This is a genomic window from Chryseobacterium sp. CBTAP 102, from assembly GCF_003201365.1.
GTDB classification, from domain to species: Bacteria; Bacteroidota; Bacteroidia; order Flavobacteriales; family Weeksellaceae; genus Chryseobacterium; species Chryseobacterium candidae.
This window is the reverse complement of record NZ_QICX01000003.1, coordinates 241,560-256,600: the sequence shown is the minus strand read 5'-3', so window position 1 is coordinate 256,600 and position 15,041 is coordinate 241,560. Positions and strand designations below refer to the sequence as shown.

Here is a 15,041-nt window from a genome sequence, read left to right as displayed (position 1 = left end):
TTTGATTATTAACTTTAAGCACGCTTTATCCAAAAAGTCCATTTATATTACTGCTTTGTCTGCCTGCCTGATTGCCGTGGCAGCATTTGCTGTTCTGAGTCTTCTGATTACAGAAGACAGCCGTAAAAATACCGATGATTTTGCAAAGAAGACATTTTTCCGAAAGTATGAATCAATAGAACATGAATTCAGAAATATTGAGGATTATCAGTATCTGCTTCGTGCCCTGATTCAGAAAGACGGTCTGAAGAATTACAAGGATTATTCTTTGGTTTTAAATGACTTAAATAAGAAAAGAAACCTGCTGCCTTACAGCTGGTATTATTATGAAAACACCAGTTCAGGGAAATCTGAGAGCAATAATCCTTTATCCGGTATTTTCACAAAGACAGATCGTAAAGAGAATTCTATTGTGATAAAAAACAACGGTCCGGGGCATTTCAAAGATGTTTTGATTGCTAAAAAAGACAGTATGTACTGGATGAGCTATGATTCTCTGGTACTGCCTGATAAAAACAAATTATACTACGGCTCTACGGTAAGTCTGGATGATCTTCATCAATATTTTATCAATGTTGACAAAAGCTCCAATACCTATGCTTATGTCTTTACCAAAGAAGGAATTTGCATCACCCATCCTGAAAAAAAATATATCGGAAAAAATATCTTCGGTTTTACAGATATTAAACCGAATGACACGTTAACCAGCAAAACCGAAACGGGATATACCAAAGGGACAGCGGTTTCAGAATATCTTGGAGTTGAAGTAACCCGCTTCATAAAACCGTTGAAGACCGATAATTTTGATGGCTATACAGTGGTGAATCATGTGAATTTTATTATTGATGAGAATATCAGTAAAATAAAAACTTATACTGTTTATATTTTTCTGGCAGCATTGTTTCTTATTGTAACGGTATTTATATTGTTTCAGAGAGCCACCAGCCTGGCTTATCAGGAAAAAGAGAAAATACAGTCTGAGAAGAATTTACTGTTGATAGAGAATGAAAAGATGCACAAAGCAGAAGTGATCAACCAGCTTCAGCAGCTTAAAAATAATATCAATCCACATTTTCTTTTCAATTCATTGAACTCCCTTTATATGCTGATCGGGATTAACAAAGAAAATGCACAGAAGTTTACCATGAATCTTTCCAGGATTTACAGATATCTGATAGTGCCTCCAAAAGATAATATTGTTCCGGTTTCGCAGGAAATTAAATTTATACAGCAATATATGGAACTTCTGAAAAGCAGGTTTGATGAAGAATTGAAATTTGAACTGATTATAAATGCTCCTGAAAGTCTGAAAAAAAGAATTCCCTATTTATCCCTTCAGATTGTCACTGAAAATGCAACCAAACACAATATTGCAACGATAGATCAGCCTCTGGAAATCATCATTACCGTTGATAAGGATGGGATCACGGTAAAGAACACCTGGCAGCCTAAAACTGAACCGGTGCAGGGAGAGAAATTCGGGATTGAATATTTGAATCAGGTTTATGGGTATTTTAAGAATAATCTTCTTCATATTTCTGTAGATGGTGAATATTTCATATGTTTTTTGCCATTATTGAAGTAAAAATAAAAATCCATTCACTCCCAAAATATCACCATTCACTCCCTAATATTATATATATGATTCACGATACCTATAGCTTTGCTTACTGAAACTAAGATATTTACTATTTGGAATGAATCGGACTATTTTAATGAAGAATTACAGGCTGGCACTGTATCTCGGTCTTGCTATGGCTTCACCAATGGCAATAGCACAGAAAAAAGATAAAGATACGGTAAAGGTCAACAAAGAAAAAACGGATAAGACAGAGACATCCTCGTCAAAAAAAACAAAAAAAATTGAAGACCTGATCAAAAAAGGAACTTATAAAAAGGGACTTTTTAATACCATTCAGGTAAAAACGGATATTTATTTTGAGATTCCTGACAGCTTAATGGGACGTCAGTTTTTGGTGGTGAACAAACTTTCTCAGGTACCCATGCAGGTTAATGAGGCAGGTTTGAACAAAGGAATGAACTATGAAAATAAGGTCATCTCTTTTCACCGCGATCCTGTAGCTAAAAAAGTATGGGTAAAAACGGTGGTTCCTAAAGTGTCATCCCCAAAGAATGATGCCATTACAAAATCTGTGAAAGATAACTTCTCAGAATCTGTAATTGAGGTCTTTGATATTGAGGCACAAAACAGTGATTCTACAGCTGTGGCAATTAAAGTCAACAAAGTTTTTGACGGAAACCAAAAGAGTTTTAATGACGTGTTGGCCAATGTAGGATTGGGAGGATCTGTGAAATCAAGTCTTTCTTATATAGAAGGAGTGAAGACATTTCCTAAGAACCTTGTGGTGAAGTCTCAATTGTCTACTTCTGTCAATGAAGGTGGAGTAGATCTGCCGGTAACATTAGGCGTTACTACCAATCTGGTTTTACTTTCCAAAATACCGATGAAACCAAGAGTAGCTGATTCAAGAGTAGGATTTTTCTCCGAAAAACACTGGTCGTTTAATGACAATCAGCAGAAAATGGATGAAAAATTCTTCATTACCAAATGGAATCTTGAACCTAAAGATGAAGATAAAGAAAAATATTTAAGAGGAGAGCTGGTAGAGCCTAAGAAACCGATTGTTTATTATATCGATCCGGCAACTCCAAAACAATGGCGTGAGAAAATCATTGCCGGAGTACATGACTGGCAGGCGGCGTTTGAGCAGGCAGGATTCAAAAATGCAGTGATTGCGAAAATGCCGGATGAAAAAGATGAAGATTTTGATATTGATGATGTAAGATATTCTGTGATTACTTACGCCGCTTCGCCAAAGTCAAATGCAATGGGACCATCCGTAGTAGATCCGAGAAGTGGTGAAATTATCGAAGCAGATATCATCTGGTGGCATAATGTAATGACTTCTCTTCATGACTGGATGAGAATTCAGACGGGACCTATTGATCCTAAAGCAAGAGGAAATAGATTCAGTGATGAACATATGGGTGAAGCCATCCGTTTTGTTTCATCTCATGAAGTAGGACACACTTTCGGACTGAAGCACAATATGGGAGCATCCTTTGCATTCCCTGTAGAGTCGCTTCGTTCCAAAGAATTTACGGATAAAATGGGCGGTACAGCACCTTCCATTATGGATTATGCACGTTACAATTACGTAGCTCAGCCGGAAGATGGCGTTACAGCAATTACTCCGAAAATTGGTCTTTACGATAAATATGCCATAGAGTGGGGTTACCGTTGGTATCCGGATGAATTCGTAGAGAAAAAAGCGCTGAAAAATTTAATTGAAAAGCACGAAGATGACCCGATGTATTTCTATGGTGAGCAGCAAAGCTATCTGGAAACCATTGATCCGCGTTCGCAGTCTGAAGATTTAGGTGATGATGCGATGAAAGCCAGCGAGTACGGAATGAAAAACCTGAAAGTTGTGATCAATAATCTCCTGAAATGGACGTATGAAGACGGTAAAGAATACACCGATGCCGGAAAACTGTATCTGGGAGTGATCGGGCAATGGGATCTGTATACAGGTCACGTAATGGCAAATGTTGGAGGAATCTACCTGAACAATACTGTTTTTGGAAATAAGAAAAAAGCTTACGAGGCTGTTCCGGCAGAAATTCAGAGGAGAGCAGTTGATTATCTTGTTAAAAATGCGATCAACCTTCCGGAATGGTTATTCTTTAATCCGATTACAGAAAAAACCTATCCTGTTAAAAACTCGCCGATGGGACCATTCGAGCAGACACCATACACTATGGCAAGAGGAATGCAGTACGCAAATATCTATTCTCTGTTGATGGACGACCGTTTGTTGAGGTTACTTGAAAATGAGTTAAAACATCAGGTTTCAGGATCAAAAGAAGAAATCTACACTGTAGAGAACTTATTTGAGCAGTTAAGAACCGCTATTTTCAGTAAGAAAGGAAGCCTTACGATGCTTGAGAAAATGACTCAGAAAAATTATGTGGATGCTTTGATTGTCTCTGTGAACAAATTGTTTGAAAAAACAGCAGTAAAAGGATTGAAAGCAGATAACACGCTGAATATCCCAACCATCTGTAATTTTCATGAAGATGATCACGGCTTGAGAAACATTAATTATTCTTCCATGAAAAGAGTATCTGAAGTCACTACCTACAAGAGAGCAGAACTTCAGAAGGTTCTGGACTTACTGAACAGAACAAGATACAGAGGTGATGATGCTTCCAGAGCACATTACACAGATTTAATTATTCGTATTCAAGAGGCTTTAAACAAATAAACGGCAATGAAAAAAACTCTAATACTTTTACCTCTTTTGGCTGCTAATATAGCAATGGCCCAGCAAAAGAAAACCATCACCGGAAAAATAGAAGACGGAAATACTTCTCACGTTATTACGGGGGCATCTATAAAAATCGAGACACAGTCTGTCTCTACAAAAACGGAATTAGAAGGAATTATCGAAAGTGTGTCAGTAGGTACGGTAACTGATAAGGACGGAAAATTCATCCTGGAAATCCCTGCCGATACAAAAACAGTCTTGGTAAGTTATCCTGGTTATGAATCCAGAGTGATTCAGTTGAATGAAGGACAGACCAACTATACCATCCGACTGACTTCTGAGGTTTCAGACAAAAATAAAATCCAGGAAGTTATCATCACCGGATATCAGAAAATTGAAAAACGTAAACAGACCTCAGCGGTTTCTACCGTAAAAATGGACAACATCAGCCAGGCTGGTGTGGCCAGTGTAGACCAGATGCTGGCAGGACAGATTGCCGGTGTGGCAGTAACTCCTGAAACGGGTGCTCCGGGAAGCCCGGCGAAGATCAGAATCAGAGGGACAGCTTCTCTTTCCGGTCCTCAGGATCCGCTATGGGTAATTGACGGATTGCCGTTAGAAGGAAATGATGTTCCGAATTTTACGGATAAAGATAATATTGATCAGCTTCAGAACTTCTCTATTGCAGGATTGAATCCTAATGATATTGAAGATATCACCATCCTTAAAGATGCCGCTGCAACCGCTATTTACGGAGCAAGAGCAGCAAACGGAGTGATCTCCATTACCACCAAAAAAGGAAAAAAAGGAAGTCTGAAACTGAACTTTTCAGCAGATACTTTTGTAACATCACGTCCTGATTTTGATAAACTGAACCTTTTAAATGCTTCTGAAAAAGTAGACCTGGAACTCATGCTTGCCAAGCGTGCAGATCTTACTTACCGTGCAGATAAAGGAGAAGTGATGAGAATTCTGACTCAGAACAACCAGCTTGATGCTTTCAGAAACGGAGGTTTTGATGCGTTGAACTCATTCACACGCCAACAGATTAACGGTTTAAGAAATAACAACACAGACTGGGGTAAACTGTTATACAGAAATGCTATCAACAAACAATACGGATTAAGTGTTTCCGGAGGAAGTGACCGTGCAGACTACTATTTCTCCCTGGGATACTATGATGAAGAAGGAACAACTATCGGGACAGGTTTTAAACGTTATAACCTGACTTTAAAAAACAATTATAAATTAAGCGATAAGTTAAATGCAGGAATCTCTATTTTCGGAACGCAAAGTGAACGCGAATCTTTTGTAACGGATGCTGATGCCTCAATCAACCCTGTGAATTATTCAAGAAATGCCAATCCTTACATGAAGCCTTTCAATGCAGATGGAAGCTATAATTATGATAGAGATATGGATGGTTTTGAAGACCGTTATATTCCTTTCAACTTCCTTGAAGAAAGAGAAAATACCAACTATTCACTGAAAAATAACTCTTTGAAAGCGATTTTAGATTTAGAATATAAAGCTTCAAAAAGTTTAAGATTTACTTCTCAGTTGGGACTTCAGTATGATGCTAATAAAACAGAAAAATTTGCAGCAGAGAATACCTACTTCACCAGAAAAATGAGAGAAAATACCCGTTACTACAAAGACGGTAAATACAATTACTTTCTACCGGCTGGTGCGGTAAAGCAAAACTGGGATAATGATTTCTTCCAGTACAACTGGAAATTGCAGGCAGCGTACAGCACAAAGATCAATAAGCATGAGATTGATTTGATGGCCGGTACGGAAATCCGTAAAACAGAAGATAATACTACTATCACAAGAGCTTTCGGGTATGATCCAAAAACAAGAAGAGCTACGGCTATTGTTTTCCCGAATTCGAGTTTTGCAGCTGATAAAAGATATGAAACATATCGTGAAGCAGCTCCTATAGAGAATGCTTATGCTTCCATGTTTGCAACAGCATCATATACCTATGATCAGAAATATACATTCTTCGGAAGTGTGAGATATGACGGAACCAACCTGTTTGGGGTCAATAAAAAATATAAATACCTTCCCATCTGGGCAGTTTCAGGATCATGGCTGGTAACAAAGGAAGACTTTATGAAAAATATTTCTGCCATATCCAACCTTAGACTGAGAGCATCTTACGGTCTTCAGGGAAATATAGACAGAAATACATCGCCTTTCTTTATCGGTGAATATAACGATGCAACGATTCTTCCGGGAGGAAAAGAACCCATCATCAATGTTATCAGCCCTCCGAACGATAAACTGAGATGGGAAAAAACAACCAATACTAATTTCGGTCTTGATTTAGGATTGTTCAATAACCGTGTAAGCCTTACCGCTGATGTTTACAGCAGAAAAGGGACTGACATGATCAGTATGAAAGAAACTCCTCTTGAAACAGGATTCGAATATACAATGATGAACTGGGGAAGCCTTACCAACAAAGGTTTTGAATTGGCAATATCCACCAGAAACATCAATCATGATAATTTCAAATGGACCACTACCATCAACTTTGCCCATAACAAGAGTAGAGTATTAAGTGAGCAGCCACGTGATAATTCATTGCTTCCATCAAGAGAAGGACTTCCTGTAAATGCTGTATTTGCTTTAAAAACAGCAGGAATGGATGAACACGGCAATCCATTATTCTGGAAAGGCGATCAGAAGATTTCAGCAGCAGAATTCTTTAAGTTATATGATGTATATGCAGATTTCCTTCCGGGACAGTTTGTAGACACCAAACTTTCAAATGCTGAGCTGAGAAGCCTTTTTACGTATGTAGGAGACAGAGACCCGAAATTTACAGGAGGGATTATCAACACCTTTAAAGTAAGTAATTTTGACCTTACCATCTCTGCAACATTCAACCTCAAGCAGACGGTAATGAGAACACCTTCTTACCGCGGAATGGAGCTGGACAGAGGAAGAAACTATACAAGAGATATCTACGAAGCAGGAGGGGCACTTCCGGGAATTACCAGTCCGGATATGGATGCTAATCCGGATGGATGGATGGCGAATAAATGGTTTGCCGGAAACCGTTCCAATGCATACAGTTTACTGGATGTATGGGCGAAGGAGATCAGCTACATCAGAATCAGCAGTATCCGTTTGGGATATACACTTCCTAAAGAATTTACAAATCCTATGGGGATTTCGAGTCTGAGACTAAGTGTTGAAGGGCGTAACCTGTTTGTATTCAGTAACGGATATAAAGGCTATTTTGATCCGGAAACGTATGGTAATATTTATGCACAGCCTATCACTAAATCAGTGACCGTAGGATTTAATGTTTCTTTTTAAAACTTGAGAAAAATGAGAAAAATTACAGCAATCATAGCACTTGCAGCAATCAGCTTTAGCAGTATCGGATGCGACAGATTTTTAGATATTCAGCCTGAAGGAAAAGTTATTCCTACTACTACTGAAGATTACAGGAAAGTACTTACATCCGCCTATTCAAAATATCCTGTTCACAAATCACTGGTGGCTCTTCGTACAGATGAGGTGAATATTGATGATAATTCTACAGATTTCATTTCCTACCGTGAAATGGCAATGTGGAAAGATGCTAACAATGATCCGGCATCTACAGAATTTCCATGGGTGAGTTTTTATTCTGTGAACTTCTACCTGAATCAGATCATTAATGAAGGAAGCAAAACCATGCAGGATTCTCCGGAGAAAAATCAGATTTTAGCAGAAGCCTATGCGCTTCGTGCGTATTTGTATTTTGACATGGTAAATCTGTACGGAAAACCCTACAACAGTGCTACCGCTTCTGGTGACAGAGGAGTTCCAATCAATCTTGAAATTGATCTTGAACAGGTACTGAAACCATCTTCTGTACAGGAAGTGTACAATCAGGTTCATGCAGATCTTAAAAAAGCAGAAGATCTTATGGTTGAGCCAAAACAGGCGTTAGGAGTTAACTACAGGTTCTCAAAAACAGCATTGCTGGCTTTTGAAGCAAGAACAGCCCTATATGAAGGAGACTGGACCAAAGCATTAAGCTATGCAGATCAGGTACTGGCGGTAAAAGGTGATTTAAGTAATCTGAATACTGTAAATACGCCACCCAACCATTACGCATCCCCGGAATCTATCATGGCCCTGGACAATGCATGGGATAATTCTATAAAGAACCTATCTTTTGCATCTCCGGAACTTATTTCTTCCTATAATAATACTGCAGATAAAAGGTTTGGCATGTATTTTGAAAAAAATGGCAGTAAGTATAAAATCACCAAAGGAGGAAGTTTAGAATTCAAAGTGTCTTTCAGAACGGCAGAACAGTACTTTATAAAATCTGAAGCATTGTTAAAGTTGAATAAACTTACTGAAGCCAAAGAAACACTTCTGAAAGTCTTAAAAAACAGATATACTCCGGACGGATATACTTCAGTACAAAATGCGATGAACTCAATGGATTCTACAGCATTTATGAACTTTATTCTGGATGAGAGATTCAGAGAATTTGCTTTAGAAGGACAAAGATGGTTCGACTTAAGAAGAGCAAATCAGAAAAAAATAAGCCACACCATCAGTGGCAAAGAGTATATTCTTCAGCAGAATGATCCGCGATATACCATTGAATATCCAATGAGTGCGAAGAAGAATAACCCTAATCTATAGAACTTCATATCAAATTCAATACAGAGGAAACCGCTTGAACTTAATTGTTTCAGCGGTTTTTTTGTACTTTTGCATCGTTATGAAAATTGCCATTATAGAAGATGAGCTGCTGGCTGTAAATTATCTGAAAAATCTTTTGGATACACAGAGCATAGTCCCTGCTACAGAGACTGTTATTCTTCGTTCCAAAAAACAGGCAATTGATTTCTTTGAAAAAGATTCAGCAGATCTTATTTTTATGGATATTCATCTTGGCGATGGAATGAGCCTGGAAATTTTCGAGCAGGTAGAACTTTTTACCCCCATTATTTTCATTACTGCATTTGATGAATATGCCATGAGGGTTTTCAGGCATTTTACCATTGATTATCTTCTGAAGCCCTTTGAAGAAGAAGATCTGCATAAAGCGTTACAGAAATTTATCTCCATAAGAAACAATTTTGATCCTGAACCGGTTCTTAAATCCATTTCATCACTGCGCCAGGCAGAGGAAGAGATCATGAAACGATTTATGGTAAGAGAAGGAAATAAACTTAAATCAATAGATGAACATAACACGGCTTATTTTTTTGCCTCAGGAAAATATCTTTTCCTTACTACAAAAGATCATCAGACCTATATTTATGATGATACCATTAAAGATATTATTCAGAAGCTTAACCCTGAGATCTTCTTTAAAATAAACCGTAAGTTTATCATTAATAAAGAAGCTGTTTCTGAGATTATCAAACACTCCAGTCAGAAAGTAGAACTTAGGCTCTCGCCCGAACCCGAAGTGAATGCAGAAATTTTTATCAGTAAAATGCAGATTGCCGAATGCCTGAATTGGCTGAACAGCTGATTACGTCTTAAAAATATTAATTTAAATTTTTTCTAATTAAAAATAGACAAAAAATCAGAATAGGAATTTTCCTATTCTGATATAAATATATTTGAATGATTAAACTAGTCAGCCTTTTTCGGGACTGTAACACTTATACAGGTATTATTCTTTAATAATCTTAGATTGATAGGTATTGGTTCCTTTATTTATTGAAATAATATAAATTCCGGTTTTCAAATCTTGGATTTTATTATTAATTTCTTTATTAATATCATTTAAAGAGCCTTTTGCTGAAATAAATAACTTTCCTGTCATATCATATAATTCCGCTTTTAAATTTTCTCTTGAATTTTTAATATCAATAACTAATTTTTGTCCATTTTTTAAAGGATTCGGATATATACTAAATTCATTGTTATTTATTTTAATATGATCAGTGGCTAACGTAAATGCTGGATAAACCAGTATTTTTTGTCCATTATATCCCACAGCATACACGTTTAGAGCACTGGCAGGATAATCTACATAAGTATTTGCCAGTGTAGTATCTCCTGTTCCTACAATAGAAACACTGATTAGCTGATTACTTGCATTATAGGTTTCAAAGGCAACAGCATTATTCCATTTAGAATTATCAACCAATAAAAACTGTCCTTGCGCATTGGTTGTAATCTGTGCACCCACACCCGTAACCCCGGAAACCGGCTGCATATTCCTGAATGCATTTACACTATTCGCTGAAAGATAATTGATCACCGGAGATACAGGTTTGGCATATCCTTTTGCAAGGACATAGCTTTTCACATCATCAATCATGCTTTGCGTAATTGTCATTTGATTATTGGTATAATCTGATATTGTTGCATTGATTGGCTTTAAAAAACCGGTGCTTGTGAAGAAATCTGTAAGGTCCTCCTGCACGGCATCACAGGTGTTTTTTACAAAATTCATCAGCAATTGTCCTTGTGTGAGCTGCGTTTCATTTGTATTTCTTACTTTCTCAGCTACTGTAGCAAACCAATGTGCATAATCTACTCCTGGAACTGCAGGGGTAACCACAGGGGTGTCTTCATCAGACATATCTGAATCAAATGCAAGGGGTGAAGCATTTTTTGAAGCTCCCGCCAACTGATAATACAATTCTAATTGCCAAAACGGAATAAGGCTTCTGAAATTCGCGTCAGCAGGATTCACATAATCAGTTCTGAACTGATCCATAATACTCTTCCCGTTAATTTGTGTCTGAATAATAATTTCTCCAAATCTGTTTCCTGCCACTTTAGGAAATACCGTTTTATCGGCAATTTCACCTTCCAGCCTCGTAAACCTGTTGCTGCCTGTTGGTGAGTACATATTATAATAGGCCCATAATGAGTATAAATTATTAGTGATTTCTGTTGTTCCAACCCAATTTAATCCTGGTCTTACCTGATTGATATGACCTAATTCATGTGCCACACCCCAGATATCCAGCCCTGGTGCTGAGGTTGAATTAGACAGTCCCCAGGTAAGGTCTAAATGAACTCCCAAACCTCCTGCAAACCATCCTCCTGTAGATTCCATATAAACAAGCTGCCTGTTTTTAAAGTTTTTATTGAATTTAAAGAAGCCCATCATTTCTCTCTCAGACTTGGCAATTGCATCGTACTTATCTATCAGAGGCTGAGCGGTGGTGAAATGGAAATTGCTTACCGCAGACTTATTGGTAACCAGTTTTGTATAATAACCCTCTATATCAATTTTCGGATAGACATCATTCGTAAGCATTTCTGCCCATTCTGCAGACGTTGTACCTTTTTTATAAATACCATTTACAATACCTGCTGTAATATTTACAGTTACAGGTGCAGCGTTTACATCATCAGTGTAATATGAAATATACCCTAACCCTGCATTGTTAACAGCAATGATATTTATTCCATTTTTTAGTTCATATGTTTTTTCAGGAGATGACCCTTCAGTAGCAAAATCTCTTATTTTTAAGTAAACTTTGTTTGCTGCCGTAATATCTTTAGCAAAAACAATAGCAGTGGTATTAGGCTGAAATGCTATTCCTGTTGGGTTTTCATATCCGTTATAATTCCCTGTTTTATATTGGGTGTTTATAGATTCAGTTGTTTTATATGGCGTGAAAGTCTGAACTCTGTATTTTCTGTTGTAGGTATTATTAAATAAACACTGAGCTAATCCTTTCATGAAAGGTGAGGAAATGGCATCAATATCCTGCTGGGTTACAGTTGGTTTTAAGGTGCTGAGAATAGGATCATTAAAAATGTTTGAATAAGCTGATGGATTAAAAATATTGGAACTGGTCTGAAAAAATTCCATTTCGGCACAGCTCGCAAAGTTATTTTTACCATCAAGAATTTCAATTTTTATATTTAAAGGTGTAATTGCGGAAGGGAAGTTTACGGTTTTTATGGCAGAGGTCTGCCCGAAATTCTGAGTAGAAATAGTAACGTAAGCAGGATTAGAAATGGTATTATAACTTATTTTTATATTTCCGAAAAGTCCGTTTGGCCCACCATCCTGTCTTGGTATATACCTTAAATAATTCATAGCTGTCTGCCCATCAAACTTATAAATCAGAGAAATAGGAAAAGTGGCTGCGGTAGCATTCCAATCACAATGATATAACGTACTTACGTCGCCATCAAAGGAATTTTCAATATTTTCTCCCGGTTGAAAACTTGAAGCCGAAGATCCTGGCACCTGAGGCAATACCGGGATATCTGCATAAGCTGAAAACTCATTGGTTGGCAGTGTACATTCTGTCTGTACAGGATCCACCTGCTCTGTAGAATAAAACTCCATCTCGGCACAACTTGAAAAATTATTTTGAGCACTCAGAACATCAACCCTGATAACACCCGGATGAACAATTGCTGTGGGCAAGTCTATTGTTTTAGCGGTATTATCCGCTGCCCAGGAAATAACTCCGGTTGCTGTTGTAAAGACTGTAGGATTGGATTGTGTAGAATAAGAAATTTTCACACTCGTCCAGATTCCGTTAGGACCTGTTGTTCTAGGCTTGTATACTAACCTTTTTACACTTTTTACCCGGTTGGAAAATCTGAAATTTAACTGGTCCGGAAGTGCTGTGCTCAAATTATACTGAGAATGATAAAGTGTATTCACATTATTATCAATACTCTGTCCGGCTTCCTGTCCGGCTTGTGCAGGCTGTAAAGAATTTGCATAAGCTACAGGCATCTTATATTGCTGTGCATAAACTGTCTGTAAGAAGAACAGAAATAAAAGAATAAAATAATTGTTTTTCATTTGGTGTAAATTTTTGATTAAAAAAATAATAAAATGACAAGGTATGAATAGGTTACAGGAGTATAGCTGCCATTTAAATCTCCACTGGATGCATCCAGCTTTGACTTGTTTTTGGATAATAGTTGTATTCAATCATCTTCCCGAACATTAGTTGTATACTATTTACGGTAAAAAATACTTTAATAGCTCAAAACTTTATCCTCAAAAAGGCTTTTTTACAGGCAATACTCTCATTGCATTCCTGTTTTTAGTTTGTGGTACATTTATATTGAAAGCCTTCTTTCAAAATTAAGAATTTAAGTAATTTAACAAACTAATCCCTACCTGTTTTTAAATATTCACTACCAGTTGACTTGTCTGGAAATAGCTTTGTTAATAAAATAGAAATGACAAAAAAATTAAAAGAAATTTAAAAATAAACCCTGTAAGAAAGGCGATTTCAATAGGAACACATTATATTTTTGGATTGCCAAACAATCCCGGATTCAAAATCGAATAATTCTCCGGAATCAGAAGCCAAAGGACTTTTACAGTCTTCTCAGGAAAGCTAAAAAAAATTCGAATAAATATTTCTAGTGTCTGATCCGGAGAAGTTATTTTCGTCCCGATTGGATACGATTTTTTATCCGTAATTTTTTTAAAAGCATTACCCAGATCATTAGTGATCTTTTGTCCGGTAGCGGAACTAAGCGAAACATTGATTTTTTAGTCGTTTAATAAATCTATTTCAGGACAAAACAAATCAACTGGTAGTGAACATTCAGAAACAGGTAGGTACAGGTTTGTACAGTTGTTTTAATTCTTAATTTTGACAAAAGAAGGGTTTCCGGTAAAGATGTCTAAATACTTGATAAAGCTGTAATAGAAAGTGGAAGAGTACACAATCTTCCAACCCCAAAATGAGAATTTCTGCTTTCGTTCTATATTCAATCGTTTTGATATAAAAATATCGGGCTTGTAAAGGTTTCAATTACACTGTTTTTAAGGTAATACCTGCGAAGGAATTTTATAAAAACTAAGAAATTTTAAATAACATCATTAAAAAAAATGAATACAAATCACCAACCTACACTAATAGTTTTAGCAGCCGGAATGGGCAGTAGATACGGAAGTCTCAAACAGATAGACACATTTACTCCACAGGGAGATACTATTATAGATTTTTCTTTATATGATGCATTGCAAGCAGGTTTTAAGAAATTTGTTTTCATTATTCGTAAGAATTTTGAACAGGAATTTAAAGAGATGTTTGAGAAAAAAATAAAAAGTAAAGCCGAAATAGAATATGTATTTCAGGAAATAGATACTGTTCCAGAAAAATACCTTAATAAAGAACGTACCAAACCATGGGGTACTGGGCAGGCATTATTACTTACTAAAGATGTGGTGCACGAAAATTTTGCCATTATTAATGCCGATGATTTTTATGGAAGAGATGCCTTTATGACGATGTATGATTTTCTAAAAGAAACAGATATCAATTCTTATAATTTTAGTATGATAGGTTATTTATTGAAAAATACGGTTTCAGACCATGGCTATGTCTCCCGAGGAATATGTGATGTAGATTTTAATGGAAACTTATTAAACGTCACAGAAAGAACACATATAGAGAAAAGTGAAAACGGATTAAGGTATAAAGAAGAAAATGAGAGCTTTACAGCAATTGAAGAGGATGTAACCGTATCAATGAATTTTTGGGGATTTACACCAAAATGTTTTGAATTTGGCAGTGATTCTTTTAAGCGTTTTTTGGAAGAAAACAAGCAGAGTTTAAAAGCAGAATACTATTTGCCAACTTTGGTTGCCGACAGTATAGCATCTGGAAAAGTTAACGTGAGATTACTGAAATCTAACAACAAGTGGTTTGGAGTTACCTATCCTGAAGATAAAAAAATTATACAAAAAAATATTTCAGAATTAAGAATGAAGAAGCTTTATCCAGAGAATTTATGGGAATAATCTAATTTTCTAACTGA

General features: G+C 36.6%; 7 protein-coding genes. 6 read left to right on the top strand and 1 reads right to left on the bottom strand.

What is annotated here, in order from left to right:
- The first annotated feature begins 1 nt into the window (after window position 1).
- From C8D70_RS06320 to C8D70_RS06300, 5 genes are all read left to right on the top strand, one after another.
- Entirely contained in the window at window positions 2-1,585 is a 1,584-nt protein-coding gene (locus C8D70_RS06320) for a histidine kinase (RefSeq protein WP_110366760.1), read from the top strand.
- 130 nt (window positions 1,586-1,715) lie between these two features.
- Entirely contained in the window at window positions 1,716-4,289 is a 2,574-nt protein-coding gene (locus C8D70_RS06315; protein WP_228402527.1) for a zinc-dependent metalloprotease, read from the top strand.
- 6 nt (window positions 4,290-4,295) lie between these two features.
- Window positions 4,296-7,625 (top strand): SusC/RagA family TonB-linked outer membrane protein, encoded by a 3,330-nt coding sequence (locus C8D70_RS06310; protein WP_110366759.1) that lies wholly within the window; start codon window positions 4,296-4,298, stop codon window positions 7,623-7,625.
- A 12-nt stretch (window positions 7,626-7,637) separates the two neighbouring features.
- The gene (locus C8D70_RS06305; RefSeq protein ID WP_110366758.1) at window positions 7,638-8,957 is read left to right on the top strand and encodes a RagB/SusD family nutrient uptake outer membrane protein; all 1,320 of its coding nucleotides are present in this window, start codon (window positions 7,638-7,640) and stop codon (window positions 8,955-8,957) included.
- 79 nt (window positions 8,958-9,036) lie between these two features.
- Window positions 9,037-9,798 carry a LytR/AlgR family response regulator transcription factor gene (locus C8D70_RS06300; protein WP_110366757.1) on the top strand — a complete coding sequence of 254 codons (762 nt, stop codon included), beginning with the start codon at window positions 9,037-9,039 and terminating at the stop codon, window positions 9,796-9,798.
- A 144-nt stretch (window positions 9,799-9,942) separates the two neighbouring features.
- On the opposite strand, the gene C8D70_RS06295 is transcribed toward C8D70_RS06300, so the two are convergent.
- The gene (locus tag C8D70_RS06295) at window positions 9,943-13,062 is read right to left on the bottom strand and encodes a M60 family metallopeptidase (RefSeq protein WP_110366756.1); all 3,120 of its coding nucleotides are present in this window, start codon (window positions 13,060-13,062) and stop codon (window positions 9,943-9,945) included.
- A 1,047-nt stretch (window positions 13,063-14,109) separates the two neighbouring features.
- Between C8D70_RS06295 and C8D70_RS06290 the strand changes: the two genes are divergently transcribed.
- Entirely contained in the window at window positions 14,110-15,024 is a 915-nt protein-coding gene (locus tag C8D70_RS06290; protein ID WP_110366755.1) for an NDP-sugar synthase, read from the top strand.
- Window positions 15,025-15,041 lie beyond the last annotated feature (17 nt).